The sequence below is a fragment of the Streptomyces canus genome (genome assembly GCF_041435015.1).
GTDB lineage: Bacteria > Actinomycetota > Actinomycetes > Streptomycetales > Streptomycetaceae > Streptomyces > Streptomyces canus_G.
Genome location: NZ_CP107989.1, coordinates 5088957 through 5114265, shown reverse-complemented (window position 1 = coordinate 5114265; position 25309 = coordinate 5088957). Strand labels below are relative to the sequence as shown.

General features: G+C 72.0%; 24 protein-coding genes. 14 read left to right on the top strand and 10 right to left on the bottom strand.

The annotated features are described in order from the left end of the window. Window positions 1-41: 41 nt before the first annotated feature. From OG841_RS23235 to paaA, 5 genes are read right to left on the bottom strand one after another with little or no spacing between them, the layout of a single operon-like run. Window positions 42-1100, bottom strand: a complete 1059-nt coding sequence (locus tag OG841_RS23235) for a 2Fe-2S iron-sulfur cluster-binding protein (protein ID WP_328639734.1) — start codon at window positions 1098-1100, stop codon at window positions 42-44. Then, window positions 1100-1627 (bottom strand): 1,2-phenylacetyl-CoA epoxidase subunit PaaD, encoded by a 528-nt coding sequence (paaD, locus tag OG841_RS23230; RefSeq protein ID WP_328639735.1) that lies wholly within the window; start codon window positions 1625-1627, stop codon window positions 1100-1102. Before paaD ends, OG841_RS23235 begins: the two co-directional genes overlap by 1 nt. Beyond that, a complete protein-coding gene (paaC, locus tag OG841_RS23225; protein WP_328639736.1) occupies window positions 1621-2370 on the bottom strand; it encodes a 1,2-phenylacetyl-CoA epoxidase subunit PaaC in 750 nt (249 codons plus the stop codon). The genes paaD and paaC overlap by 7 nt, the downstream gene beginning before the upstream one ends. Continuing rightward, window positions 2367-2654, bottom strand: a complete 288-nt coding sequence (gene paaB / locus OG841_RS23220) for a 1,2-phenylacetyl-CoA epoxidase subunit PaaB (RefSeq protein ID WP_020119451.1) — start codon at window positions 2652-2654, stop codon at window positions 2367-2369. The genes paaC and paaB overlap by 4 nt, the downstream gene beginning before the upstream one ends. Then, window positions 2651-3661 (bottom strand): 1,2-phenylacetyl-CoA epoxidase subunit PaaA, encoded by a 1011-nt coding sequence (gene paaA, locus OG841_RS23215; protein ID WP_328639737.1) that lies wholly within the window; start codon window positions 3659-3661, stop codon window positions 2651-2653. The genes paaB and paaA overlap by 4 nt, the downstream gene beginning before the upstream one ends. Before the next feature lie 311 nt (window positions 3662-3972). Here paaA and OG841_RS23210 point away from each other — a divergent pair, with 311 nt between their 5' ends. From OG841_RS23210 to OG841_RS23200, 3 genes are read left to right on the top strand one after another with little or no spacing between them, the layout of a single operon-like run. Further along, complete coding sequence (locus tag OG841_RS23210) at window positions 3973-4965, top strand: DUF5819 family protein (protein ID WP_371566789.1); 993 nt, start codon at window positions 3973-3975, stop codon at window positions 4963-4965. Next, entirely contained in the window at window positions 4962-6323 is a 1362-nt protein-coding gene (locus OG841_RS23205; protein ID WP_371566788.1) for an HTTM domain-containing protein, read from the top strand. Before OG841_RS23210 ends, OG841_RS23205 begins: the two co-directional genes overlap by 4 nt. Then, window positions 6320-7066 carry a TrmH family RNA methyltransferase gene (locus OG841_RS23200; protein ID WP_328639740.1) on the top strand — a complete coding sequence of 249 codons (747 nt, stop codon included), beginning with the start codon at window positions 6320-6322 and terminating at the stop codon, window positions 7064-7066. The genes OG841_RS23205 and OG841_RS23200 overlap by 4 nt, the downstream gene beginning before the upstream one ends. On the opposite strand, the gene paaN is transcribed toward OG841_RS23200, so the two are convergent. Beyond that, window positions 7063-8754, bottom strand: coding sequence for a phenylacetic acid degradation protein PaaN (gene paaN, locus OG841_RS23195; protein ID WP_328639741.1), 1692 nt, complete (start codon window positions 8752-8754; stop codon window positions 7063-7065). The genes OG841_RS23200 and paaN overlap by 4 nt on opposite strands. Before the next feature lie 160 nt (window positions 8755-8914). Here paaN and OG841_RS23190 point away from each other — a divergent pair, with 160 nt between their 5' ends. Continuing rightward, a complete protein-coding gene (locus tag OG841_RS23190; protein ID WP_371566787.1) occupies window positions 8915-10432 on the top strand; it encodes a 3-hydroxyacyl-CoA dehydrogenase in 1518 nt (505 codons plus the stop codon). After that, window positions 10429-11019: a TetR/AcrR family transcriptional regulator gene (locus tag OG841_RS23185; RefSeq protein ID WP_328639743.1), complete on the top strand. Its 591-nt coding sequence runs from the start codon at window positions 10429-10431 to the stop codon at window positions 11017-11019. Before OG841_RS23190 ends, OG841_RS23185 begins: the two co-directional genes overlap by 4 nt. A gap of 2 nt (window positions 11020-11021) precedes the next feature. Here OG841_RS23185 and OG841_RS23180 read toward each other — a convergent pair whose 3' ends face one another. Beyond that, window positions 11022-11522 carry an Lrp/AsnC family transcriptional regulator gene (locus tag OG841_RS23180; RefSeq protein WP_371566786.1) on the bottom strand — a complete coding sequence of 167 codons (501 nt, stop codon included), beginning with the start codon at window positions 11520-11522 and terminating at the stop codon, window positions 11022-11024. A 176-nt stretch (window positions 11523-11698) separates the two neighbouring features. Here OG841_RS23180 and pdhA point away from each other — a divergent pair, with 176 nt between their 5' ends. The 6 genes from pdhA to OG841_RS23150 all read left to right on the top strand — a co-directional run bounded on the left by pdhA (window position 11699) and on the right by OG841_RS23150 (window position 18778). Further along, entirely contained in the window at window positions 11699-12844 is a 1146-nt protein-coding gene (gene pdhA, locus OG841_RS23175; protein ID WP_365116508.1) for a pyruvate dehydrogenase (acetyl-transferring) E1 component subunit alpha, read from the top strand. Beyond that, the gene (locus tag OG841_RS23170) at window positions 12841-13845 is read left to right on the top strand and encodes an alpha-ketoacid dehydrogenase subunit beta (RefSeq protein WP_266386021.1); all 1005 of its coding nucleotides are present in this window, start codon (window positions 12841-12843) and stop codon (window positions 13843-13845) included. Before pdhA ends, OG841_RS23170 begins: the two co-directional genes overlap by 4 nt. Continuing rightward, window positions 13845-15281, top strand: a complete 1437-nt coding sequence (locus OG841_RS23165; RefSeq protein WP_371566785.1) for a dihydrolipoamide acetyltransferase family protein — start codon at window positions 13845-13847, stop codon at window positions 15279-15281. Before OG841_RS23170 ends, OG841_RS23165 begins: the two co-directional genes overlap by 1 nt. Window positions 15282-15384: 103 nt before the next feature. Then, on the top strand, window positions 15385-16305 hold the full coding sequence (locus tag OG841_RS23160; protein WP_328639746.1) for an NTP transferase domain-containing protein: 921 nt from the start codon (window positions 15385-15387) through the stop codon (window positions 16303-16305). Continuing rightward, on the top strand, window positions 16302-17675 hold the full coding sequence (locus tag OG841_RS23155; RefSeq protein ID WP_371566784.1) for a molybdopterin molybdotransferase MoeA: 1374 nt from the start codon (window positions 16302-16304) through the stop codon (window positions 17673-17675). Before OG841_RS23160 ends, OG841_RS23155 begins: the two co-directional genes overlap by 4 nt. Further along, window positions 17663-18778, top strand: a complete 1116-nt coding sequence (locus OG841_RS23150; RefSeq protein ID WP_371566783.1) for a potassium channel family protein — start codon at window positions 17663-17665, stop codon at window positions 18776-18778. The genes OG841_RS23155 and OG841_RS23150 overlap by 13 nt, the downstream gene beginning before the upstream one ends. Here the strand turns inward: OG841_RS23150 and OG841_RS23145 are convergent, their stop codons facing one another. Both OG841_RS23145 and OG841_RS23140 read right to left on the bottom strand, forming a co-directional pair. Then, window positions 18779-19627 (bottom strand): ABC transporter permease, encoded by an 849-nt coding sequence (locus OG841_RS23145; protein ID WP_328639749.1) that lies wholly within the window; start codon window positions 19625-19627, stop codon window positions 18779-18781. Beyond that, window positions 19624-20637 (bottom strand): ATP-binding cassette domain-containing protein, encoded by a 1014-nt coding sequence (locus tag OG841_RS23140; RefSeq protein ID WP_328639750.1) that lies wholly within the window; start codon window positions 20635-20637, stop codon window positions 19624-19626. The genes OG841_RS23145 and OG841_RS23140 overlap by 4 nt, the downstream gene beginning before the upstream one ends. Before the next feature lie 183 nt (window positions 20638-20820). On the opposite strand from OG841_RS23140, the gene OG841_RS23135 reads away from it, so the two are divergent. Further along, window positions 20821-21801, top strand: coding sequence for an NAD(P)H-quinone oxidoreductase (locus OG841_RS23135; RefSeq protein ID WP_371566782.1), 981 nt, complete (start codon window positions 20821-20823; stop codon window positions 21799-21801). Between the two features lie 16 nt (window positions 21802-21817). Here OG841_RS23135 and OG841_RS23130 read toward each other — a convergent pair whose 3' ends face one another. After that, entirely contained in the window at window positions 21818-22594 is a 777-nt protein-coding gene (locus OG841_RS23130) for a hypothetical protein (protein WP_371566781.1), read from the bottom strand. A 136-nt stretch (window positions 22595-22730) separates the two neighbouring features. Between OG841_RS23130 and OG841_RS23125 the strand changes: the two genes are divergently transcribed. Together OG841_RS23125 and OG841_RS23120 are read left to right on the top strand one after the other, a co-directional pair. Then, a complete protein-coding gene (locus tag OG841_RS23125; RefSeq protein WP_365116520.1) occupies window positions 22731-23273 on the top strand; it encodes a bacterial proteasome activator family protein in 543 nt (180 codons plus the stop codon). Window positions 23274-23687: 414 nt separating this feature from the next. Continuing rightward, window positions 23688-25253, top strand: coding sequence for a protein kinase domain-containing protein (locus OG841_RS23120; protein ID WP_328639754.1), 1566 nt, complete (start codon window positions 23688-23690; stop codon window positions 25251-25253). Window positions 25254-25309 lie beyond the last annotated feature (56 nt).

Below are 25309 nucleotides of genomic sequence, written 5' to 3'. Positions count from 1 at the left end.
ATAGAACAGGTTCTAGGAGAAGGGAACGGGCTCCCCCCGACCTACCTGTCGAAGTCCAGCTCCACCTTCTCCGTCACCGGATGCGACTGGCACGCCAGTACGTAGCCCGCCTGCGTCTCCTCCGGCTCCAGTGCGAAGTTGCGGTCCATGCGCACCTCGCCGGAGACGAGGAAGGCTCGGCAGGTCCCGCACACTCCGCCCTTGCAGGCGTAGGGCGCGTCGGACCGGTTGCGCAGCACCGTCTCCAGAAGCGACTCGCCGTCCTGGACGGGCCAGCTGCCGCCACGTCCGTCGAGCCGGGCGGTCACCATGCTGTGCGCGGGCGCGGGGACCGTCTGCGCCGGGGCGGCCCCGGCATCCACATGGAAGATCTCCTCGTGGATACGGGTACGGGCAACCCCGAGCTCCCGCAGCGCCTTCTCCGCGCCCTGCACCAGTCCGAACGGTCCGCACAGGAACCACCCCGCCACCCGGTCCACCGGCAGCAGCGCCGGCAGCAAGCCGGTCAGCCGCGCCCGGTCGAGCCGCCCCGACGGCAGCCCCGCCTGCTGCTCCTCCCGGGAGAGCACCGTGACCAGCTGGAAGCGCTCGGGGTGGCGGTCCTTCAGGTCGGCGACCTCTTCCAGGAACATCGTGGACGCGGAGGTGCGGTCGCTGCGGATCAGGCAGAACCGGGCCCCGGGCTCGCGCGCCAGCAGCGTCGCCACGATCGACAGCACCGGGGTGATGCCACTGCCGCCGACGATCGCCGCGTACAGTCCGGGCGCCGGGTCGAGGGTGAACCGGCCCGCCGGCGTCATCACCTCCAGCTCGTCACCGACGTGGATCTCCTTGAGCGCGTACGTCGAGAAGTCTCCGCCCTCCACCAGCCGCACGCCGACCCGCAGTTCGCGAGGTCCCTCTCCGTCGGGTGCCGGGGAGCAGATCGAGTAGGTCCGGCGTATCTCCCGGCCGTCGGCCGTGCGGCGCAGGGCGAGATGCTGGCCGGCGGCGTGCCGGTACTCCTCGCGCAGCTCGGGCGGCACGGTGAGGGTCAGGGCCACGGAGTCGTCGGTGAGCCGGTCGACCGCGGCCACCGGGAGCGGGTGGAAGCGGGCCATCACAACTCCTTGAAGTGGTCGAACGGTTCACGGCAGTCGAGGCACCGCCGCAGCGCCTTGCACGCGGTGGAGGAGAACCGGCTGAGCAGTTCGGTCTCGGCGGAACCGCAGTGCGGGCAGTGGACGGCCTCGGCCGCCGTGTCGAGCGTCCGCGTCGGGCCGAGCCGCACCGCGACCGACCCGGCCGCCGCCGCAACGCGGGGCGGCGCTATGCCGAACTCCCGCAGTTTGCGGCGCCCTTCGGCCGTGATGTCGTCGGTCGACCAGGCGGGCGCGAGCACCGTGCGGACGGTGACCTCCCGCATGCCGTGTTCCCGCAGCACCCGCTCTATGTCCAGGGACATCGCCTCGATCGCCGGGCAGCCGGTGTACGTCGGGGTCAGCTCGACCTCGACCGAGTGCGCGTCCCGGACATGCACCGCACGCAGCACACCCAGCTCGTGCAGGGTCAGCACGGGCAGTTCGGGATCGGGCACCGAACCGGCGAGCGCGAACAGCTCGGTCTCCAGCGGGGTGAGCGTCACCATGACGCCCCCGGGTGACTGCGGTGCAGATGCTGCATCTCGGCGAGCATCCGCCCGAAGGACTCGGTGTGCAGGCCCTGTCGTCCGGCTCCGGCGGCCCACGCGCCCGTGCGCGGCCCTTCGGGGACGCTCAGGGTGGCCCGACGCAGGACCTCCCCCACGGACGCGAGCCAGGCGGCCTCGATGTGCTCCCGGTCGATGTCCACTCCCTCCACCGGCTGGAACATCTCGCCGGTGAACCGCCACAGCGCCTCGCACGCCCGCCGGGTCCGCTCGTGACTCTCCTCGGTGCCGTCACCGAGCCGCAGGGTCCACTGCTCGGCGTGGTCGCGGTGGTAGGCGACCTCCTTGACGGCCTTCGCGGCGAGCGGGGCGAAGGGGCCGTCACCCGCGGCCAGTTCGGCGTAGAGCAGGTGCTGGTAGGTGGAGAAGTAGAGCTGGCGGACGATGGTGTGGGCGAAGTCGCCGTTCGGCTGTTCCACCAGCTGGAGGTTGCGGAAGGCGCGTTCCTCGCGCAGATAGGCCAGTGCGTCCTCGTCGCCGGCCAGCGACAGCAGCACCCGGGCCTGGCCGAGCAGGTCCAGGGCGATGTTGGCGAGGGCGACCTCCTCCTCCAGGACGGGCGCGTGGCCCGCCCACTCGCCCAGGCGGTGCGAGAGCACCAGCGCGTCGTCGCCGAGGGCGAGGGCGGCCGCGACGGGAACCGGGGAGAGTGTGGGAGCAGCCGTCGTCTCAGGTGCGGTCACAGGTGCTTCACCCCTTCCGGGATCTCGTAGAACGTCGGGTGCCGGTACGGCTTGTCGGCGGACGGCTCGAAGAACGGGTCCTTCTCGTCGGGCGAGGAGGCGGTGATCGCGGACGAGGGGACCACCCAGATCGAGACGCCCTCGCCGCGCCGGGTGTACAGGTCGCGTGCGTTGCGCAGGGCGAGCTCCGCGTCCGGGGCGTGCAGGCTGCCGGCGTGGGTGTGGGAGAGGCCGCGGCGCGAGCGCACGAAAACCTCCCACAGGGGCCAGTCGGTGTTCGTCATGCGCGCGTCGCTCCTGTCTCGCCGGTGTGCTTCGCCGCGTAGGCCGCGGCCGCCTCCCGCACCCAGGCGCCCTCTTCGTGCGCCTGCCGGCGCTGGGTGATCCGCTGTTCGTTGCACGGGCCGTTGCCCTTCAGGACCTCCCGGAACTCCGTCCAGTCGATCGGGCCGAAGTCGTGGTGCCCGCGTTCCTCGTTCCACCGCAGGTCCGGGTCGGGGAGGGTGAGTCCCAAGGACTCGGCCTGCGGAACGCAGATGTCCACGAAGCGCTGCCGCAGCTCGTCGTTGGAATGACGCTTGATCTTCCAGGCCATCGACTGCGCGGAGTGCGCGGACTCGTCGTCGGGCGGGCCGAACATCATCAGGGACGGCCACCACCAGCGGTCCACCGCGTCCTGGGCCATCGCGTGCTGCTCGGGCGTGCCGTTGCTCAGGGCCAGCAGCAGCTCGTACCCCTGGCGCTGGTGGAAGGACTCCTCCTTGCAGATGCGGACCATCGCTCGCGCGTACGGGCCGTAGGAGCAGCGGCACAGCGGGACCTGGTTGGTGATCGCGGCGCCGTCCACCAGCCAGCCGATCGCGCCGACGTCCGCCCAGGTCAGGGTCGGATAGTTGAAGATCGAGGAGTACTTCTGGCGGCCGGAGTGGAGCTTGTCGAGGAGCTCGTCGCGGCCGGTGCCGAGGGTTTCCGCCGCGCTGTAGAGGTAGAGGCCGTGCCCCGCCTCGTCCTGGACCTTGGCCATCAGGATGGCCTTGCGGCGCAGGGAGGGCGCGCGGGTGATCCAGTTCGCCTCCGGCTGCATGCCGATGATCTCGGAGTGGGCGTGCTGCGCGATCTGGCGGACGAGGGTCGCGCGGTAGGCGTCGGGCATCCAGTCGCGCGGCTCGATGCGCTCGTCGGCGGCCACGGCTGCGTCGAAGACGCTCTCGTACGCGGCTGTGTCGCCGACGGCGCCCTGAGCGCCGTACGTCTGTGTGCTCACCGTCTGGTGCGCGGCTGCTGTCGCCATGAGGCCCCCTCGACCTGGGCTCCGCCGGAACCTGCTCCCGACCGATCGTTCGGTTCGTGCGATTCCATGGTGTGCCGGGCGCCGTAAGGTGTCAACCGCTGTGGAAAACCCACCGGGCTCCCTGTGGAAAACCTGGGCGGGAGTGAGAACGGCCACGGCGGGGCCGGTCGGAAGGGGCTGTGCGGGGCGGTCGGGCCTGAGTACCGTGCCGGTGCGAGCCGCGGCGAGGCGGGTGCGCGCGTCGGCCACCGGCCGCTGCGGCCCCCGCGGGCGGGCGGCGGTGGACGGACCGGAATCGGGAACGGGGCGGAATGGACGCGTACGACGGAGGCTCCGACGCCCGGCGACAACCGGGCGCCCCGAGCGAGCCGGGCGATGCCCCTGAGCCGGAGGGGCCGGACGGGCTGGAGGGGCTGGAGGGGCTGGAGGGGACACAGGCGCCAGGTGAGCGAGCCGCGCCCTCCCCGCCGTGGGCGCAGTCCCCCGCACCGGATGGTGCGCCCACCGACGTGTCGTCGGCCGCACCGGATCCGGACGCCGAGCCCGCGGGCGCCCAGCCCTCCGCCCCCGCTGCGATACGCCAGGCCGCAGCCGCAGCCTCATCCCCAGCAGCCTCATCCCCAGCAGCCTCAGCCCCCTACGGCGACCCCCAACCCCCTACCGGCGTGGCCGCTCTCTCCCTCCGCTATCAGATCGGTGTCGCCCTGGCGCTCGCCGTCGTGGCCGTCGCCGTCTGTGTGCACATCGGGATGGTGTTCTTGCACGTCGCGCCACAGAACACGGTGACCAAGCAGCACGGCGGGGCGGTCGACGACTGGGTCTACCCGGAGTTCGAGCAGAACTGGAAGCTCTTCGCGCCGAACCCGCTCCAGATGAACATCGCGGTGCAGGTCCGGGCCCGGATACGCAGCGCTGACGGCGGCAGCCGTACGTCCGGGTGGTACGACCTGTCCGCCCAGGACGGCCGGGCCATAGACGGCAATCCGCTGCCCAGCCACACCCAGCAGAACGAGGTGCGGCGCTCCTGGGACCTCTTCGTCGCCACGCACGACGCCGACAACCGACCGGTCGGCCTGCGCGGCACCCTCTCCGAGACCTATCTGCGCCGCATCGTCGTGCTGCGCCTGGAGCGCGACGACGCGACCGCGCGGGGTGACGTCCTCGTGAGCGTCCAGGTCCGCTCCAGGACCACGAACGTGCCCCCGCCGAAGTGGAGCGAGGAGAAGGTCTCGGTGCAGCCGGTCTACCGCGAGCAGCCCTGGTGGGCCGTGACGGCGGACGACACCGAGGGGAGCACCCGGTGAACCGATTCGCCCTGGCGGTGTCGACCGGCATCGCGCGCGTCACCGAGGCCGCTCTCGGTCCCTACCAGACCGCGATGGTCCGCATCGGCTTCAGCGCGACCTGGCTGCTGTTCCTGCTGCGCGAGTTCCCGCACCGTCAGGAGCTGTACGGCCCGGACGGTCCCTGGAACTGGAACCTCGCCGAGCAGCTGATCTCGATCAACGGCGCGTTCACGGCCCTGATGTGGTCGGACGGCCAGTTCTGGTTCGAGACCTTCTACGTGCTGGCCGTCCTGTGGAGCCTTCTGCTGCTGCTCGGCTGGCGCACCCGCGCGATGTCCGTGCTCTTCATGGTCGGCGTGCTCTCGCTGCAGAACCGCAGCATCTTCATGGGCGACGGCGGCGACAACGTCCTGCATCTGATGTGCATCTATCTCGTCTTCACACGCTGCGGTCAGGTCTGGTCGCTGGACGAGCGACGGGCTCGGCGCACGCGGGCGGCACGCGCGCGTGGGGAGCATGTCGTGGACCGGACCGGTCGGGCCCTGTGGGGTGTCCTCGGGCTCGTGCTGGTGGCGGCGGCCTTCCTGGGCAAGCTGAACGGCGACTGGTTCGTCCCGGCGCTTCTGTGGGTCCTGTGGTCGGCGCAGGTCCTGTGGTGGGCGGTCGGACGGTTCGCCCGGTCCGGCCAGCCGCGGATCATGCTCGACGTCGTCGCCAACATCGTCCACAACGGTGCCCTGCTCGTGATCATGGCCGAGGCCTGTCTGATCTACGCGACGGCGGGCTGGTACAAGATCCAGGGCTCCCGTTGGCAGGACGGCACCGCCGTCTACTACCCCCTCCACCTGGAGTCCTTCTCGCCGTGGCCCGCCCTCGCCGACCTGCTGTCGGCGCACGGCGTCATGGTGATGCTGGTGACCTACGGCACGGTCGCCGTGCAGGTCGCGTTCCCGTTCACGCTGTTCAACCGGCGGGTGAAGAACATCCTGCTGGCCGCGATGATCACCGAGCACGCCGTGATCGCGGTCGTCCTCGGCCTGCCGTTCTTCTCGCTGGCGATGATCGCCGCCGACTCGGTCTTCCTGCCGACGTCCTTCCTTCGCCGACTCGGCGACGGGGCCGCACGCACGCGTGGTCGCGTGTGGGCGCGCCTCGCGGGCGGGGGCGGCCCGGGCCGGGGGCTGCCCCGACAGCGCGGTTCGAAGCGGCAACGGGGTCCCCTGGAGCAACCGGGTTCCCAGCAACCGAGGCCCCCGCAGCCGGGCGCACCGAAGGAGCCGGGGGCCGCGCGGACCCCGGGGCCCGCCCGTGGCCCTGGCGCCGACCCCGGTGACCCCGAGAACCCCGATCACACGCACGTAGGCTTCCCCGCATGACCGGTCCCGATCCCGTGAGCCTGTGGCACCGGCTCGCCGACACCTCCGTGCTGCTCGACGGCTTCCACGCCCTCAAGCACGCCGTGCGCTTCGGGGCCGACGTCCCGGTGGCGGTCGCCGTCGACCGGGGTGCCGCGCTCGCCCTGGCCGAGGAGCTGGCGCCGGACGTACGGGACACCCTGGACGCGCTGCTGACCCAGGTCCCCGAGTCGGTGTACGCGTCCCTCGTGCCGCGTCCGCACCCGACGGCGGTGGCGGCTTTGGCCGTACGACCGTCCCGGGCCGCCCATCTCGAGAAGCTGGCGCACACGCCGCGTACCGCCCCCGTCGTGGTCCTCGACAATCCACGCAACCTCGGCAACGCCGGGGCCGTGATCCGGCTGGCCGCGGGCTTCGGAGTGACCGGCGTGGTCACCACGGGCACGCTCGACCCCTGGCACCCGACGGTCGTCCGTGCGGGCGCGGGCCTGCACTTCGCGACCGCGGTGGAGCGCCTGACCGTCGCCGAGCTGCCGCCCGGCCCGGTGTTCGCCCTGGACCCCGAGGGCGACGACATCCGGGGCGTGAAGCTCCCGGACGACGCCGTCCTCGCCTTCGGCTCGGAGCGCAGCGGGCTGTCGCCCGACCTCCGCGCGCGTGCCGGTCATCTGGTGGCGCTGCCGATGCGCCCCCAGGTCTCCAGCTACAACCTGGCGACGAGTGTGGCGATGACGCTCTACCACTGGAGCCTCGGCGGGATCTAGGCCTCCCGGCGCACCTCGACCACCCGGAATCGGTTCGCGACGAACGCCCCGTCGCACAGCGCGGCGTTCGCCGCGGGGTTGCCCCCAGACCCGTGGAAGTCGGAGAACGCGGCCGTCTGGTTGACGTAGACCCCGCCCACGAGGTTCAGCGACAACTGGGCCGCCTCCTCCAGGCAGACCTCCTGGACGGCCTGTTCCACCTCCTCGTCGGTGGTGTACGCGCCGACCGTCATGGCGCCCTTCTCGCGAATCGTCCGGCGCAGCAGCTCGACCGCGTCGGAAGCCGAGTCCACGGCCACGGCGAAGGACACCGGCCCGAAGCACTCGCTCATGTAGGCGGCCTCGTCGTCCGGCTTGGCTCCGTCCAGCTTGACGAGGACGGGGGTGCGGACGACCGCACCGGGGAACTCCGGGTTGGCGATCTCCCGCGACGCCAGGGCGACTTCCCCCAGCCCCGCCGCGGCCTCCAGGCGCGCCTTCACGTCCGGGTTGACGATCGCGCCCAGCAGGGCGTTCGCGCGCGCGTCGTCGCCGAGGAGGCCGTCGACGGAGCGGGCCAGGTCGGCGACCACCTCGTCGAAGGTCTTGGGGCCCTCGTCGGTGCGGATGCCGTCCCGGGGGATCAGCAGGTTCTGCGGGGTCGTGCACATCTGGCCGCTGTACAGCGACAACGAGAAGGCCAGGTTGGCGAGCATCCCCTTGTAGTCGCCGGCCGACTCCACGAGGACCGAGTTGACGCCGGCCTTCTCCGTGTAGACCTGCGCCTGACGGGCGTTGGCCTCCAGCCAGTCGCCGAACGCCGTCGAGCCGGTGTAGTCGATGATCCGGATCTCCGGGCGCGTGGCCAGGGTCTTCGCGATGCCCTCGCCGGGGCGCTCGGCGGTGAGCGCCACCAGGTTCGGGTTGAAGCCGGCCTCGCTCAGGACGTCCCGCGCGACCCGGACCGTGAGCGCGAGCGGCAGCACCGCGCGCGGGTGCGGCTTGACCAGGACGGCGTTGCCGGTGGCCAGGGAGGCGAACAGGCCCGGATAGCCGTTCCATGTCGGGAAGGTGTTGCAGCCGATGACCAGGCCGATCCCGCGCGGGACCGGCGTGAACTGCTTGGTGAGCGCGAGCGGGTCGCGCTTGCCCTGCGGCTTGGTCCACTCCGCGGTGTCGGGTGTGCGGACCTGCTCCACGTACGCGTACGCCACCGCCTCCAGGCCGCGGTCCTGCGCGTGCGGGCCGCCGGCCTGGAACGCCATCATGAACGCCTGGCCGCTGGTGTGCATGACCGCGTGCGCGAACTCGTGGGTCCGGTCGCTGATCCGCTTGAGGATCTCCAGGCACACCACTGCGCGGATCTCCGCGCCCGCGTCCCGCCACGCCTTCTGGCCCGCCTTCATCGCGGGCAGCAGCACGTCCACGTCCGCGTGCGGGTACTCGACGCCCAGCTCGATGCCGTACGGCGAGACCTCGCCGCCCACGAAGTCGTCCGTGCCGGGCTGGCCGAGGTCGAGGCGGGTGCCCAGGAGAGCGTCGAAGGCGGCCTTGCCCGCCGCCATGTCGAGGCTGCCCTGCTCGCCGTAGGCCTTGGGGTGCTCCGGGTGCGGGGACCAGTAGGCGCGGGTGCGGATCGCTTCGAGCGCCTGGTCGAGGGTGGGCCGGTGCTTGGCGATCAGCTGGTGGACGGTCAGTTCGGCGGCCATGCGGGACCAACTCCTCGTCTTTCGAACTCTTCGTCGAGCTCATGACCTGGGCAGAAACATGGGCAGGAACAGCCAGACAGAGTTAGAGTAACCGAACGATCGGTCGGGACAAGGGGGTCCGCCGCATCTGTGGAAAACCCCGTGCGGGAGGATCGCGCACATGACAGGACTCGACCTCAGCAGCCCCGTGGCCGTCGTCGGCACCGGCACCATGGGCCAGGGCATCGCCCAGGTCGCGCTGGTCGCCGGGCATCACGTGCGGCTGTACGACGCCGCCCCCGGCCGTGCCCGGGAGGCGGCCGACGCGATCGGTGCCCGGCTGGACCGGCTCGTCGAGAAGGACCGGCTCACCGCCGCCGACCGGGACGCGGCGCGCGCCCGTCTCGCGGCCGCGGAGCACCTCACCGACCTCGCGGACTGCACCCTGGTCATTGAGGCCGTCCTGGAGCGACTGGACGTCAAACAGCAGCTCTTCCGGGAGCTGGAGGACATCGTCGTCGAGGACTGTCTGCTCGCCACCAACACCTCCTCCCTGTCGGTGACGGCCATCGCCGGCGCCCTGCGCCACCCGGGCCGCTTCGTGGGCCTGCACTTCTTCAACCCCGCCCCGCTGCTGCCGCTGGTCGAGGTCGTCTCCGGCTTCGCCACCGACGTCTCCTCGGCCACGCGCGCGTACGAGACGGCACGCGCGTGGGGCAAGACGCCGGTCGCCTGCGCCGACACCCCGGGCTTCATCGTCAACCGCATCGCGCGGCCCTTCTACGCCGAGGCGTTCGCGGTCTACGAGGCCCAGGGCGCCGAGCCCGCCACCATCGACGCGGTCCTGCGCGAGTGCGGCGGCTTCAAGATGGGCCCGTTCGAACTGACCGACCTGATCGGGCAGGACGTCAACGAGTCCGTGACGCACTCCGTGTGGCGGGCCTTCTTCCAGGACGTGCGCTTCACGCCCTCGCTGGCCCAGCAGCGTCTGGTCGAGTCGGGCCGGCTCGGCCGCAAGAGCGGACAGGGCTGGTACGACTACACGGACGGCGCCGAGCGCGACGAGCCGCACACCGCGGAGCCGGCCCAGGCTCCCGCGTACGTCGTCGCCGAGGGCGACCTGGGCCCCGCGTCCGAACTGCTCGCCCTGATCCGCGAGGCGGGCATTCCGGTCCGCGAGGACGAGGAGGACCACGGCACCCGGCTGGTCATGCCGAGCGGCGGGCAGCTCGCCCTCGCCGACGGGCAGACCTCGGTGGAGTTCCGGGACGTCGTCTACTTCGACCTCGCGCTCGACTACCGCAGGGCCACGCGCATCGCGCTGTCCGCCTCCCAGGACACCTCGCAGCAGACCTTCGCCGAGGCCGTCGGGCTCTTCCAGGCGCTGGGCAAGGACGTCAGCGTCATCGGTGACGTGCCCGGCATGATCGTCGCCCGTACGGTCGCCCGCATCGTCGACCTCGCGCACGACGCCGTCGCCAAGGGTGTGGCCACCCAGGAGGACATCGACACCGCGATGCGGCTCGGGGTGAACTATCCCCTCGGCCCGTTCGAGTGGAGCCGCAGGCTCGGCCGCAACTGGGCCTACGCCCTCCTCGACGACCTGCACCTGCGCGACCCCTCCGGGCGGTACGCGCCCTCGCTCGCGCTGTACCGCCACGCGTACGCCTCCGACAAGCGGGAGGGCAGCACCTCATGACGACCGCCAAGCGGGACACGTACACCCCGGAGACCCTGCTGTCGGTCGCCGTCCAGATCTTCAACGAGCGCGGCTACGACGGCACTTCCATGGAGCACCTCTCCAAGGCGGCCGGTATCTCCAAGTCGTCGATCTACCACCATGTGTCCGGCAAGGAGGAGCTCCTGCGCCGGGCCGTCAGCCGGGCCCTGGACGGCCTCTTCGGGATCCTCGACGAGGAGCACGCGCGCGTGGGCCGTGCCTCCGCCCGCCTGGAGTACGTCGTGCGGCGCATGGTCGAGGTGCTCATCGCCGAACTCCCGTACGTCACCCTGCTGCTGCGCGTGCGCGGCAACACCGGTACCGAGCGTTGGGCGCTGGAGCGCCGCCGCGACTTCGACCACCGGGTCGCCGAGCTCCTGAAGGCGGCGGCCGCGGACGGCGAGGTACGCGGCGACGTGGAGGTACGCCTCGCGACCCGCCTGGTCTTCGGCATGATCAACTCCATCGTGGAGTGGTACCGCCCGGACGGGCGGGGGATGAACGAGCGCGAAGTCGCCGACGCGGTGGTGCAGTTGGTGTTCTCCGGGCTGCGCGCGCAGCCCTGACGTCAGCCCTGCGGCTCCAGGTCCTCTTCCTCGAAGACCAGGAGGGTGCGGGTGCTGAGGACCTCCGGGATCGCCTGGAGACGGGTCAGGACCAGCTCGCGCAGGGATCTGTTGTCGGGCGTGTGGACGAGGAGCAGCACGTCGAAGTCCCCTCCGACCAGGGCGATGTGGGAGGCCCCGGGCAGCTGTCTGAGCTGTTCCCGGACCGTTCGCCAGGAGTTCTGGACGATCTTCAGGGTGATGTACGCCGAGGTGCCCTGGCCCGCGCGCTCGTGGTTGACGCGAGCCCCGAAGCCGCGGATGACGCCGTCCTCGACGAGCCGGTTGATCCGCGCGTAGGCGTTGGCGCGGGAGACATGGACCCGTTCGGCGACCGACCTTATCGACGCGCGGCCGTCCGCCTGGAGCATCTGGAGGATGTCCTGATCGATGGCGTCGAGCGGACGCGGGGGCGGGAGGGGGACGCCGCTCTCCGGGCCTTCGGCCATTTGTTCAGATGCCATGTCCCCCCGCCTCCCTGCCATGGACGTACTGCGTTCATTGGAGGCTGTGGAGAACCGTTTGTCCACAGCCTGAGGGGGCCGGTAGCCAAAATGTGCCGACGACCGAACAATCGGTAGGTGAGGCGCCTCACACACCCGTGGTGCGCCACCAGCCGCTCCCACGAGGAGGTGCCGTCATGACGGTCATGGAGCAGCGGGGCGCGTACCGGCCATCGCCGCCGCCCGCATGGCAGCCCCGCACGGACCCCGCGCCCCTGCTGCCCGACGCGGAGCCACGACGCGTCCTCGGCACCGACGCGGCCGCCAAGGCCGACCCGGCCCTGCTGCGCCGCCTGTACGCCGAGCTGGTGCGCGGCCGCCGCTACAACACGCAGGCCACCGCCCTCACCAAGCAGGGTCGCCTCGCCGTCTACCCGTCCAGCACCGGACAGGAGGCCTGCGAGGTCGCCGCCGCGCTGGCCCTGCAGGACCGCGACTGGCTCTTCCCCAGCTACCGCGACACCCTCGCCGCCGTCGCCCGGGGCCTGGACCCCGTCCAGGCGCTGACCCTCCTGCGCGGCGACTGGCACACCGGATACGACCCGCGCGAACACCGCGTGGCCCCCCTGTGCACCCCGCTCGCCACCCAGCTCCCGCACGCCGTCGGCCTCGCGCACGCCGCCCGCCTCAAGGGCGACGACGTGGTCGCGCTCGCCATGGTCGGCGACGGCGGCACCAGCGAGGGCGACTTCCACGAGGCGCTGAACTTCGCCGCCGTCTGGCAGGCGCCGGTGGTCTTCCTGGTCCAGAACAACGGCTTCGCGATCTCCGTCCCGCTCGCCAAGCAGACCGCGGCCCCGTCGCTGGCCCACAAGGCCGTCGGCTACGGCATGCCGGGGCGGCTGGTCGACGGCAACGACGCGGCAGCCGTGCACGAGGTCCTCAGCGCCGCCGTACGCCACGCGCGCGCGGGCGGCGGACCCACCCTGGTGGAAGCGATCACCTACCGCGTGGACGCCCACACCAACGCCGACGACGCGACCCGCTACCGCGGCGACGCCGAGGTCGAGACCTGGCGCGGGCACGACCCGATCGCCCTCCTGGAGCACGAGCTGACCGAGCGCGGCCTGATCGACGAGGCCGGCATCGAGGCCGTGCGCCAGGACGCCGAGGAGTTCGCCGCCGGGCTGCGCCAGCGCATGAACCAGGACCCGGTCCTCGACCCCATGGACCTGTTCGCCCACGTCTATGCCGAGCCCACCCCGCAACTGCGCGAGCAGCGGGCCCAGCTGCGCGCCGAGCTCGAAGCCGAGCACGACTCTCACGGGGGTACGCGCCGATGACCACCGTCGCCCTCAAGCCCGCCACCATGGCGCAGGCCCTCACGCGTGCGCTGCGCGACGCGATGGCGGCCGACCCCACCGTGCACGTCATGGGCGAGGACGTCGGCACCCTCGGCGGTGTCTTCCGGGTCACCGACGGGCTCGCCAAGGAGTTCGGCGAGGACCGCTGCACGGACACCCCGCTCGCCGAGGCGGGCATCCTCGGCACGGCCGTCGGCATGGCGATGTACGGGCTGCGGCCGGTCGTGGAGATGCAGTTCGACGCCTTCGCGTACCCGGCGTTCGAGCAGCTGATCAGCCATGTGGCGAAGATGCGCAACCGCACGCGCGGAGCGATGCCGCTGCCGATCACCATCCGGGTCCCCTACGGCGGGGGCATCGGCGGGGTCGAGCACCACAGCGACTCCTCCGAGGCGTACTACATGGCGACGCCGGGACTCCACGTCGTCACGCCCGCGACCGTCGCCGACGCCTACGGCCTGATGCGCGCCGCGATCGCCTCCGACGACCCGGTCGTCGTCCTGGAGCCCAAGCGGCTGTACTGGTCGAAGGACTCCTGGAACCCGGACGATCCCCAGACCGTTGAACCCATAGGCCGTGCGGTGGTGCGGCGCTCGGGCCGGAGCGCCACACTCATCACGTACGGCCCGTCCGTACCCGTGTGCCTCGAAGCCGCCGAGGCCGCGCGGGAGGAGGGGTGGGACCTCGAAGTCGTCGACCTGCGCTCACTGGTGCCGTTCGACGACGACACGGTCTCGGCCTCGGTGCGGCGGACCGGGCGGGCGGTCGTCGTGCACGAGTCGGGCGGGTTCGGCGGACCGGGCGGGGAGATCGCGGCCCGGGTCACGGAGCGCTGCTTCCACCATCTGGAGGCGCCGGTGCTGCGCGTGGCCGGGTTCGACATCCCCTACCCGCCGCCGATGCTGGAGCGTCATCACCTGCCCGGCGTGGACCGGATCCTGGACGCCGTCGGGCGTCTGCAATGGGAGGCGGAGAGCTGATGGCGCAGGTGCTGGAGTTCAGGCTGCCGGATCTCGGCGAGGGCCTGACCGAGGCGGAGATCGTCCGCTGGCTCGTGGAGGTCGGCGACGTCGTCGCGGTCGACCAGCCGGTCGTCGAGGTCGAGACGGCCAAGGCGATGGTCGACGTCCCGTGCCCCTACGCCGGCGTCGTCACGGCCCGTTTCGGCGAGGAGGGCAGCGAGCTCCCGGTGGGGGCACCGCTGATCACGGTGGCGGTCGGAGCGTCGGCCCCCGGCGGTTCGACGGAGGCCTCCACCGGTTCTGCGGGGGGTTCGGGCAACGTCCTTGTCGGGTACGGCACCTCGGAAGCACCCGCCCGGCGGCGGAGGGTACGGCCGGCACCCGCCGTGCCCGCGGCCGCGAACGGCCGGAGCATGGCCGCCGAGCCGGTCGGGGAGCCGCACGGCGGGCCCGGGGCACAGACGGCCGGACGGGACGCGTCAGGGGCGGTGGCGACCGCAACCGTGGACGAGTCCGGGGTGACCGCGGCCGGTCGGCCCGGTGCGCCCGAGGCCGTGGCGGACGGGCCCGTTCCCGTGATCTCGCCCCTGGTGCGCCGGCTCGCGCGCGAGAACGGCCTCGACCTCAAGGAGCTCACCGGCTCCGGCCCCGACGGACTGATCCTGCGGGCGGACGTCGAGTACGCCCTGCGGGCCGCCGCCGTACAGACGCGTACGGCGCCCGTGCCGGCCGCCACCCCGGCGGCAGCTCCCGCGACAACCCCCGGAGGGACCCGCGTCCCCCTCAAGGGCGTCCGGGGCGCCGTGGCCGACAAGCTCTCGCGGAGCCGGACCGAGATCCCCGACGCCACCTGCTGGGTGGACGCCGACGCGACGGAACTCATGCGCGCGCGTGCCGCGATGAACGCGACCGGCGCTCCGAAGATCTCCCTGCTCGCGCTGCTCGCCCGGATCTGCACCGCCGCCCTCGCCCGCTTCCCCGAGCTCAACTCCACCGTGGACATGGCGGCCAGGGAGATCGTCAGGCTGGACGCCGTGCATCTGGGGTTCGCCGCGCAGACCGAGCGGGGACTGGTCGTGCCGGTCGTGAAGGACGCGCACGCGCGTGACGCCGAGGCCCTGTCCGCCGAGTTCGCCCGGCTGACCGAGGCGGCCCGCACGGGCACCCTCACCCCCGCGGAACTCACGGGCGGCACCTTCACGTTGAACAACTACGGCGTGTTCGGCGTCGACGGTTCCACGCCGATCATCAACCACCCCGAGGCGGCCATGCTCGGCGTCGGCCGTATCGTCCCCAAGCCGTGGGTGCACGAGGGCGAGCTGGCCGTGCGCCAGGTCGTCCAGCTCTCGCTCACCTTCGACCACCGGGTGTGCGACGGCGGCACCGCGGGCGGCTTCCTGCGCTATGTGGCGGACTGCGTGGAACAGCCGGCGGTCCTGCTGCGCACCCTGTGACCGCGGCGCCGCCATACCGCGGTCGCGGCCCCGGCACCTGCACGGCGCGATCACGGCGCCGCCGTACGTTCCCTGTGATCGCGGCGGCACGCATACTCGGGGGGTGACCTCGTACGAGCCCTCGCGCGATCCAGGCGCCGGTCCGGTGTACGACGTGGTCGTGCTCGCCGGGGGTGCCGCCCGGCGGCTCGGCGGCGCGGACAAGCCCGGTGTGCGGGTGGGCGGACGCGCCCTGCTCGACCGCGTCCTCGCCGCCTGCGCCGACGCGGGCACCACCGCCGTCGTCGCCGATCCCCGCCCCACCGCCCGGCAGGTGACCTGGGCCCGCGAGGACCCGCCCGGCGGCGGCCCGCTGGCCGCCCTGGACGCCGGCCTGCGGCACACCACGGCGCGGTACGTCCTGGTGCTCTCCGCCGACCTGCCCTTCCTCCAGCAGGGCACCGCCCGGCTGCTGCTGACCGTTCTGCGCACAGGCGGCGCCGACGGCGTGCTGCTCACCGACGCCGACGGACGCGACCAGCCGCTGGTGGCCGCGTACCGCGCGACCTCGCTGCGCCACGGGCTCGCCGCGCTCACCAAGGAGCACGGCGCTCTCACCGGCCTTCCGCTGCGCCGGCTGACCGCCGCGCTCGACCTCACGCGCGTCCCCGACCCCGTCGCGTCCTTCGACTGCGACACCTGGGACGACATCGCCACCGCCAGGGCACGCATCAGGGAGCATGGGCACGTGTTGGATGAATGGATTTCCGCAGTCAAGGACGAACTGGGCATCGACCTCGATGTCGACACCGGCGTGCTGCTCGACCTCGCCCGTGACGCCGCGCACGGCGTGGCCAGGCCCGCGGCACCGCTGACCACCTTCCTCGTCGGCTATGCCGCCGCGCAGGCAGGCGGTGGCTCCGAGGCGGTCGCCGAGGCCTCCCGCAAGGCCGCGGCCCTGGCCCTGCGCTGGGCCGACGAGACCGAAGGCGACACCGCCGCCACGCCCGACGGGGGCCCCGACACCCGCCCGGACGCCGGATGACCGCCCGGTCCCTGCGCAGCGGCGAGGACGCCGAGGACGCCGACGAGTTCGACGTCGAGGAGGCGCTGGCGCTGGTGAAGGAAGACAACGGTGCCGCCCACCGTGCCCCGGTACCCGGGCCTCAGGCTTCCGGCCGCGCGCCCGAACCGGGCACCCACCACAAGGCGACCCCCTGGACCGAGGCCCGCGCCACGGCCGCCCGGGCCGCCCGTGCCGTGACCCGCAGCGCCCGCCGCGCCCCCGTCTCCGTACGGCTCGAGGACGCCCTCGGTCTCACCCTGGCCGCTCCCCTCGACGCCCTCACCGACCTTCCCTCCTTCAACACCTCGGCCATGGACGGCTGGGCGGTCGCGGGACCCGGCCCCTGGGCCGTAAGGGACGAGGGCGTACTGGCCGGACACGCCGAGCCCGCTCCCCTCACCGACGGCGAGGCGGCCCGAATCGCCACCGGCGCCCGCATTCCCCCGGACACCACCGCCGTCCTGCGCAGCGAGCACGGACAGACCGACGAGAAGGGCAGGCTGCACGCCACCCGGGAGGTCGTCCACGGCCAGGACATCCGCCCGCGCGGACAGGAGTGCCGTAGCGGCGACCAGCTCCTGCCGCCCGGCGCCCTCGTCACCCCGGCCGTCCTCGGTCTTGCCGCGGCCGCCGGATACGACACCCTCGCCGCTGTCCCCCGCCCCCGCGTCGAAGTCCTCGTCCTCGGCGACGAGTTGCTCACCGAAGGTGCTCCGCGCGACGGCCTGATCCGGGACGCGCTCGGGCCGATGCTCCCACCGTGGCTGCGCGCGCTCGGCGCCGAGGTCACCGCCGTACGCCGGCTCGGCGACTCCGCCGCGGCCCTGCACAAGGCGCTCACCCGCTCCGACGCCGACGTGATCGTCACGACCGGCGGCACCGCGGCCGGACCCGTCGACCACGTCCACCCCGTCCTTGGCCGTATCGGCGCCGAACTCCTGGTCGACGGCGTCAAGGTGCGCCCCGGCCACCCCATGCTGCTGGCCCGCACCAAGGAGAACCAGCACCTCGTCGGCCTGCCCGGCAATCCCCTGGCGGCGGTCTCCGGCCTGCTCACGCTCGCCGAGCCGCTGCTGCGCACCCTGGCCGCCCGCCCGGCCCCGGAGCCGTACACGCTGCCCTTGAGGGACGAGGCCCACGGTCATCCGTACGACACCCGGCTTGTCCCGGTCGTCCTGCGCGGTGACAGTGCGGTTCCGCTGCACTACAACGGCCCGGCCATGCTGCGGAGCATCGCGGCCGCCGACGCCCTCGCCGTCGTACCGCCCGGGGGTGCCCGGCCGGGGCAGGAGGCCGAACTGCTCGATCTGCCCTGGGCATCCGCCGGGATCGGGGTGTGTTTCACGTGAAACTTCCGGGCCATGACGCGATCGCCCGCCAGGCGGACGAGCATCTCGTGACCCACAAGGTGAAGCTTCCGCGCAAAGTGGTGGAGCACCCGTTCCGCCAGGTCGCCAAGCGGGTGCTGATGGCCCTGCTGGTCCTCGCGGCGACGGCCCTCATCGTCTACGCCGACCGTGACGGCTACAACGACAACTCCGACCAGTCCGTCGACTTCCTCGACGCCTGGTACTACGCGACGGTCACCCTCTCCACCACGGGATACGGCGACATCACCCCGGTCAGCGACGCCGCCCGGCTCACCAACATCTTCGTCATCACGCCCCTGCGTGTGCTGTTCCTGATCATCCTGGTCGGCACGACGCTCGAAGTCCTCACCGAACGCACCCGGGAGGAGTGGCGGCTCAATCGCTGGAGGTCCACCTTGCGCGACCACACCGTCGTCGTCGGCTTCGGCACCAAGGGCCGGTCGGCGATCCAGACCGTCTGCGCGACGGGTCTGAAGAAGGAGCAGGTCGTCGTGGTCGACCCCAGCGGCAAGGCGATCGAGGCCGCGACCGCCGACGGCTATGCGGGGATCGTCGGGGACGCCACACGCAGTGAGGTGCTCAAGCGTGCCGAGGTGCACAGGGCGCGGAAGATCATCATCGCCACCCAGCGCGACGACACGGCCGTCCTCGTGACCCTGACCGCCCGGCAGCTCAACAAGGGCGCCAAGATCGTGGCCGCTGTGCGCGAGGAGGAGAACGCGCCGCTGCTCAAGCAGTCAGGTGCCGACGCGGTCATCACCAGTGCCAGTGCGGCCGGCCGGCTCCTCGGTCTTTCGGTGCTCAGCCCCGCCGCCGGCATGGTGATGGAGGACCTCATCCAGCAGGGCAGCGGGCTCGACATCGTCGAACGGCCGGTCATAAAGGCCGAGGTGGGAAGGCATCCGAGGGAGACGGGCGACCTGGTGGTGAGCGTTCTGCGCGGGCACCGGGTGCTCGGCTACGACGATCCGGCCATCGGGACGCTGGAGCTGACGGACCGGCTGATCACGATCGTGCGCGCGACGCCGGGCACCCAGTTGGCACCCGACGCGCGCCCGCTGCCTCCGATGCCCTCGCAGTGATCACTTGCGGTTGTAGAGCCGCATGGTGACCGGCCCGAAGACCGCGATGAACAGACCCGCCCACCCCAGCGACCAGGCGACCTCGTCGGCGGGCCAGTCGCCCGCCATCAACCCGCGCACGGCCGAGGACAGATGGGTGATCGGGCTGTTGTTGACGAAGGCCTGGAGCCAGCCCGGCATCGTGCGAGGGTCGACGAAGACGTTGGACAGGAAGGTCAGCGGGAAGATCACCATCATGCTGACGCCCATCACCGACTTCTCGGTGCGCAGCAGCAGCCCGAACATCGTCCAGATCCACGAGAAGGCGAACGAGAAGACGACGAGCAGGGCGATCCCGGCGATCACACCACCGACGCCGCCGTCCGGGCGATAGCCGAGGATCACCCCGACGGTGAGCATCACGACGGACGCGATCGTGTAGCGCAGGGCATCGCCGAGCAGATAGCCGACCATCACCGACGGCCGCCAGATCGGCAGCGTGCGGAACCGGTCGAAGACGCCCTTCTCGATGTCGGTGTTCACCGAGACACCGGTGTACATCGTGATCATCACGACCGACATCACCAGGATGCCCGGCAGCAGGAACTGGATGTACTCCTTCGGGGACCCGGCCAGGGCGCCCCCGAACAGGTACGTGTACATCAGCACCATCATGATCGGGAACGCGGTGACGTCGAAGAGCTGCTCCGGCACATGCTTGATCTTGAGGATCGCCCGCCAGCCGAAGGTCAGCGAGGCCGACAAGGCGCTCGGGCGCGGCGGACGCTCCCCGGCGACCAGCAGCGCGGCCAGCGACTCCGCGCTGACGGGGGCGAGGTCCTGGGCCTCGGTCTGTGTCGCGGTGCTCATGCCGCCACCTCGTCCTTGTCGTCGCGGGCGTCGCGGGCATCGTGCGTGTCGTGTCCGGTGAGGGCGAGGAAGACCTCGTCCAGGCTGGGCTGGCCCAGCGAGAAGTTGTCGACGGTGATCCCGGTGCGCGCCAGTTCGGCGAGGGCGCGCGAGGCCTGTTCGGCGGCGGTGTCACCGGTCGCCGAGCCGAGCCGCGCCGTCAGGGCGACCGAGTCGGGTTCCAGCTGCACCTGGGCGTCCAGGGCCCGCCGGAGGATCTCCGCCGCCTCGGGCCGCTGCCCGCCGTCCCTCAGACGCAGATGTACGGTCCCGGCGCCCACCGAGGCCTTCAGCTCGCCCTTCGTGCCCTCGGCGATCACCCGGCCGTGGTCGATGACGGCGATCCGGGCGGCCAACTGGTCGGCCTCGTCCAGATACTGCGTGGTCAGCAGCACGGTGGTGCCCTGGGCGACGACCGCGCGCACGATGTCCCAGACCTGGTTGCGGCTGCGCGGATCGAGGCCGGTGGTCGGCTCGTCGAGGAAGAGCAGTTCGGGTGTGTTGAGGATGGACGCGGCGATGTCGATACGACGCCGCATTCCGCCGGAGTAGTGCTTGACCTGCTTCCCGGCCGCGTCCGAAAGACCGAAGGCTTCCAGGAGCTGCCCGGCACGCTCGCGTGCGGCCTTCTTGGGGTGGCCGAGGAGGCGGCCCAGCAGGACCAGGTTCTCGGTGCCGGTGAGGTCCTCGTCGACGGAGGCGTACTGGCCGGTGAGGCTGACCCGGCCGCGGACCTCGTCGGCCTCGCGGACGACGTCGTGGCCGAAGACGTGGGCCTCGCCACCATCGGGCCTGAGCAGGGTGGCGAGCATCTTCACGGTGGTGGTCTTGCCGGCGCCGTTCGGGCCGAGGACGCCGTAAACCGTGCCGGCCGGCACGGCGAGGTCGACTCCGTCGACGGCCCTGGTCTCGCCGAACGTCTTCACCAGGCCCGCCGTTTCGATGGCCAGGGCTGACGTGTGCTGGCTCATGGTGGGATGTCCTTCCGCGTACTTGGGCTACGCATGGGGAGACCTTTACCGTCGCGCAAACTCATCGGTGGTGCACAGCGAATTTCGGGGAGCCCGGTCCAAGGACGGAGATCGCAGGGGACCGCGGACCGAGCAGCGGCGGGGGTCGAGGAAGCGCGGAGCACGAGGAGTAGCGTCGGGCGCATGCATGCGATCACGATTCCCGAACCCGGTGGTCCCGAGGCGCTGGTCTGGAGCGAGGTGCCGGATGCCGTGGCCGGCGAGGGCGAGGTGCTGGTCGAGGTGGTGGCCGGCGCCGTCAACCGCGCCGACATCCTGCAACGACAGGGCTTCTACAACCCCCCGCCCGGCGCCTCCCCCTACCCGGGCCTGGAATGCTCCGGACGGATCGCCGAGATCGGCCCCGGTGTCTCCGGCTGGGCCGTCGGCGACGAGGTGTGCGCGCTGCTCGCGGGCGGCGGCTACGCCGAGAAGGTCGCCGTACCGGCCGGACAGCTGCTGCCCGTGCCCAAGGGCCTCGACGTGCGGCGGGCGGCCGCGCTGCCCGAGGTGGTCTGCACGGTCTGGTCGAACGTCTTCATGGTCGCCCACCTGCGCCCCGGCGAGACCCTGCTGGTGCACGGCGGCTCCAGCGGCATCGGCACGATGGCGATCCAGCTCGCCAAGGCCGTCGGTGCCAAGGTCGCGGTGACCGCGGGCACGCCGGAGAAGCTGGACCGCTGTGCCGAACTCGGCGCGGACATCCTGATCAACTACCGGGAACAGGACTTCGTCGAGGAGGTGAAGAAGGCCACCGACGGAGCGGGCGCCGACGTCATCCTCGACAACATGGGCGCGAAGTACCTCGACCGCAACGTCACGGCACTCGCCGTCAACGGACGGCTCGCGATCATCGGCATGCAGGGCGGCATCAAGGGCGAGCTGAACATCGCCACGCTGCTGAACAAGCGTGCCGCGATCAGCGCGACCTCGCTGCGGGCGCGGCCGCCGGCGGAGAAGACGGCGATCGTGGCGGCCGTACGCGAGCATGTGTGGCCACTGCTGGACGCCGGGCACATCCGCCCCGTCGTCGACCGCGAGCTGCCGATGAGCGACGCGGCCGCCGCGCACCGGGTCGTCGAGGAGAGCGGCCACATCGGCAAGGTCCTGCTGGTCAGGCCGTAGGCGTTCCGGTACGGCTCTACCCGCGCCGCAGCCGCAGTGCGAACAGGCCGAGCCCGAGCCCCAGGCCGACCAGCACCAGCCCGGTGCCGAGCGGCAGGATGAACACCTTGGGCGCGGCCGCGGGCCGCTGCGCGGGTCGTGACGGGGCCAGGGCGGTCCGCGGGGGCGGCTCCGACACGGCGGTGAGGTCACCGTCCCCGGTATCGGTCTCCCCGGCATCGGTCCCCCCGGAGTCCGTGCCCTCGGCGTCCGTGTCCTCCTCCTCCGCCGGCTCCTCCCGCCGCCCCGGCCGCTCCCGCCCCTCACCCGCACGGCTTCCGGCGCGGGACGGGGTGGCGGCAGAGGGGGAGGGAGCGAGGGAGGCCGAGGGCGAGGCGCGCTCCGGGCCACGGCCCCGTGGGGGATCCGAGGGTCCCGCGGGCGGGGAGTGCGCCGGGCTCCTGGCGGGGTGCCGCGGTCCGTGAGCCTCGATCGCGCTCGACGGGATGTCGGAGGGGAAGGCCGACGAGCTCGGGGCGGTGCGCGCGGAGGTCCCGGTGGCAAGGGACCGGTCGGTCCTCCGTAGCTGCCGGTCGGCGGGTAGCCGGTCCGGCGACCGCGAGTCGGTGAGGGAAGGTGACGCGCTCGCGGCGCCGCTCGGGCGCTCCGGGCTCGTCGGGGCTGCTGAGGTGAGGGACGGCAACTCGGCGCCGTAGGCCTGAGGTGTCCCGTGGAGCAGGCCGCCCTGCGGCAGGACGACGGTGCTCGAGCCCACCACGATCGCCAGTACCGTCGCACGTAGCCAGGGAGTCACTGGACAAGACTGGCATTCACGCAGGAGACCGGCATTCCGAACGGCGCCATGGGGGTGATCCGCTCCGCGGACGGTGGATCAGCCTGTAGCGGGGGCACCTCACGGGTGAGGTGTACGGGTGCGAGAGAATGGCGGCATGGAGATGCCGAGGAACGAAGGTTCGCCGGAAAGTCCCCAGATCCTGGTCGTGGGCCAGGACGGGATGGCGCTGGGCGGCGGGGGTGACGACGACTCCCGCGAGGTTCCGGTCACGGAGATGGTCGAGCAGCCCGCGAAGGTCATGCGGATCGGCAGCATGATCAAGCAGCTGCTCGAAGAGGTGCGCGCGGCTCCTCTCGACGAGGCCAGCCGGGCGCGGCTCAAGGAGATCCACTCCAGCTCGGTGAAGGAGCTGGAGGACGGACTGGCCCCCGAACTCGTGGAGGAGCTGGAGCGGCTCTCCCTGCCCTTCAATGAGGACGCGACCCCGAGTGATGCGGAACTGCGCATTGCGCAGGCCCAGTTGGTGGGCTGGCTCGAGGGGCTCTTCCACGGGATCCAGACCACGCTGTTCGCCCAGCAGATGGCCGCGCGGGCCCAGCTGGAGCAGATGCGCCGCGCGCTGCCCCCGGGCGTGGGCGGCCAGGAGGAAGGCGTCGACCCGCGCGCCGGCGGCCGCTCGGGCGGGCCGTACCTGTAACCCCCGACCTGAGAAAGGGCCCGGCAGCCGACGCTGCCGGGCCCTTCATGTCGCCGGTGGGAAGCGCTCGTTCGGGTTCTTCTTCCGGGGGAGGTCCGTGCCCGGTCGGCGTGCCGGGGAGCGGCGGGCGTGACCTTGGCCACGGCGTCCCGTTCCGGGCCCCGCCCCCGCGGAAGCGAGGTGCCCGTTCCGTGACCGTACGCGGAAGAAAGGTCGCGCGGGGCGTTACAGGTGCCCTACGGCCGGTACACAGGATTTGCACGCCGAGACGTAGTACAGGTTTGATGGCCGGTCCGTCTCGGGCCGGTCCCCGGGCTCATCCCGGACCGGCGGCTTGCGCGAAGGCTGTAGCGTGGCCGACGGAGACCGTGACAACACCGCGCGCACCGCGGGCAGAAACGACGGCGAGGACCGATGGCACAGCAGCAGCGCGCTCAGGGCCCGTCCGACCCCGAGGCGGCTGGCGGCGGAATGTCAGATGCGCCGGAGCTGTGGGGTAACGGCGGACTGGTGGGGGACGGCCGATATCGGCTGACCCGCAGACTCGGCCGGGGCGGTATGGCCGAGGTGTTCGCGGCCGAGGACGTACGGCTCGGCCGCACCGTGGCGGTCAAGCTGCTGCGCGCCGACCTCGCCGAGGACCCGACGTCCAAGGCCCGCTTCACGCGCGAGGCCCAGTCCGTGGCCGGCCTCAACCACCACGCGATCGTCGCCGTGTACGACTCCGGCGAGGACTTCGTGGGCGGCCAGTCGGTGCCGTACATCGTCATGGAGATCGTCGAGGGACGGACGATCCGGGATCTGTTGCTCAACGCCGAGGCGCCTGGTCCCGAGCAGGCCCTGATCATCGTCTCCGGGGTCCTGGAGGCGCTCGCCTACTCCCACCAGCACGGCATCGTGCACCGCGACATCAAGCCGGCGAACGTGATCATCACGCACAACGGCGCCGTCAAGGTCATGGACTTCGGCATCGCCCGCGCCCTGCACGGCGCGTCCACGACGATGACGCAGACCGGCATGGTCATGGGCACCCCGCAGTACCTCTCCCCGGAGCAGGCCCTCGGCAAGGCGGTCGACCACCGGTCCGACCTGTACGCCACGGGTTGCCTGCTGTACGAACTCCTCGCGCTGCGGCCGCCGTTCACCGGCGAGACCCCGCTCTCCGTCGTCTACCAGCACGTCCAGGACATCCCGACGCCTCCCTCGCAGGCCTCCGACGCCGTCCCGCCGGAGCTCGACGGCCTGGTCATGCGCTCGCTCGCCAAGGATCCGGACGACCGTTTCCAGACGGCCGAGGAGATGCGCGGGCTCGTCCAGTACGGCCTGCAGATGCTGTACGACCAGGGCGGCCACACCGGCACCTGGAACACCGGCCCCGTGACGGCGCACGACGGCCGCGGCACGCCCTCCGCGGGCTTCGCGAGCACCAGCGTGCTGCCGCACCCCGGCGACTCCTCCGGCACCACCCAGATTCCGCAGCCGATCCTCCCCTCCGGTTACAGCGGCGGGGACGACGGCGGCTTCGAGGGACACGGCAACCGGGGCAATGGCCGCGGCAAGCTGTGGATCCTCGCCGTCCTCGCGGTGATCGCCGTCGCGGCGGGCGTCGCCCTGGCGCTCAACGGCGGCGGTGGCGGGGGCGGTGGCGGAGCCGGCAGCTCCGTGACGCCGACCACCTCGCAGAGCACCGACGACCAGACGGCCAGCGAGACGCCGAGCGACGAGCCGACCGACGAGCAGACCGACACGTCCACGGACAACAGCGGCAGCTCGGGCGATTCCGGCTACACGCCGTCCTATACGCCCTCGTACACGCCCTCGTACACGCCTTCGCCCACGGCGACGCAGCCGTCCGAGACGGCGACGGAGCCGACGGACACGGCGGAGCCGACCGATACGGCGCCGGAGCCGACAGAATCGGCGGACCCGACCGACGGCCTGGTCGGGGGCACGCAAGGCGGCGGAGGCGGCGACTCCTGACCGCCGCGACCCTTCACGCGCGCGTGGCCCCGGAAACGGGCGCCACGCGCGCGTGC

Excerpts from the sequence above, each read along its gene's own strand:
- OG841_RS23235 (WP_328639734.1), bottom strand. The coding sequence starts at position 1,100 with ATGGCCCGCTTCCACCCGCTCCCGGTGGCCGCGGTCGACCGGCTCACC.
- paaD (WP_328639735.1), bottom strand. The coding sequence starts at position 1,627 with ATGGTGACGCTCACCCCGCTGGAGACCGAGCTGTTCGCGCTCGCCGGT.
- paaB (WP_020119451.1), bottom strand. The coding sequence starts at position 2,654 with ATGACGAACACCGACTGGCCCCTGTGGGAGGTTTTCGTGCGCTCGCGC.
- paaA (WP_328639737.1), bottom strand. The coding sequence starts at position 3,661 with ATGGCGACAGCAGCCGCGCACCAGACGGTGAGCACACAGACGTACGGC.
- OG841_RS23210 (WP_371566789.1), top strand. The coding sequence starts at position 3,973 with ATGGACGCGTACGACGGAGGCTCCGACGCCCGGCGACAACCGGGCGCC.
- OG841_RS23200 (WP_328639740.1), top strand. The coding sequence starts at position 6,320 with ATGACCGGTCCCGATCCCGTGAGCCTGTGGCACCGGCTCGCCGACACC.
- paaN (WP_328639741.1), bottom strand. The coding sequence starts at position 8,754 with ATGGCCGCCGAACTGACCGTCCACCAGCTGATCGCCAAGCACCGGCCC.
- OG841_RS23190 (WP_371566787.1), top strand. The coding sequence starts at position 8,915 with ATGACAGGACTCGACCTCAGCAGCCCCGTGGCCGTCGTCGGCACCGGC.
- OG841_RS23185 (WP_328639743.1), top strand. The coding sequence starts at position 10,429 with ATGACGACCGCCAAGCGGGACACGTACACCCCGGAGACCCTGCTGTCG.
- OG841_RS23180 (WP_371566786.1), bottom strand. The coding sequence starts at position 11,522 with ATGGCATCTGAACAAATGGCCGAAGGCCCGGAGAGCGGCGTCCCCCTC.
- pdhA (WP_365116508.1), top strand. The coding sequence starts at position 11,699 with ATGACGGTCATGGAGCAGCGGGGCGCGTACCGGCCATCGCCGCCGCCC.
- OG841_RS23170 (WP_266386021.1), top strand. The coding sequence starts at position 12,841 with ATGACCACCGTCGCCCTCAAGCCCGCCACCATGGCGCAGGCCCTCACG.
- OG841_RS23165 (WP_371566785.1), top strand. The coding sequence starts at position 13,845 with ATGGCGCAGGTGCTGGAGTTCAGGCTGCCGGATCTCGGCGAGGGCCTG.
- OG841_RS23155 (WP_371566784.1), top strand. The coding sequence starts at position 16,302 with ATGACCGCCCGGTCCCTGCGCAGCGGCGAGGACGCCGAGGACGCCGAC.
- OG841_RS23145 (WP_328639749.1), bottom strand. The coding sequence starts at position 19,627 with ATGAGCACCGCGACACAGACCGAGGCCCAGGACCTCGCCCCCGTCAGC.
- OG841_RS23140 (WP_328639750.1), bottom strand. The coding sequence starts at position 20,637 with ATGAGCCAGCACACGTCAGCCCTGGCCATCGAAACGGCGGGCCTGGTG.
- OG841_RS23135 (WP_371566782.1), top strand. The coding sequence starts at position 20,821 with ATGCATGCGATCACGATTCCCGAACCCGGTGGTCCCGAGGCGCTGGTC.
- OG841_RS23125 (WP_365116520.1), top strand. The coding sequence starts at position 22,731 with ATGGAGATGCCGAGGAACGAAGGTTCGCCGGAAAGTCCCCAGATCCTG.
- OG841_RS23120 (WP_328639754.1), top strand. The coding sequence starts at position 23,688 with ATGGCACAGCAGCAGCGCGCTCAGGGCCCGTCCGACCCCGAGGCGGCT.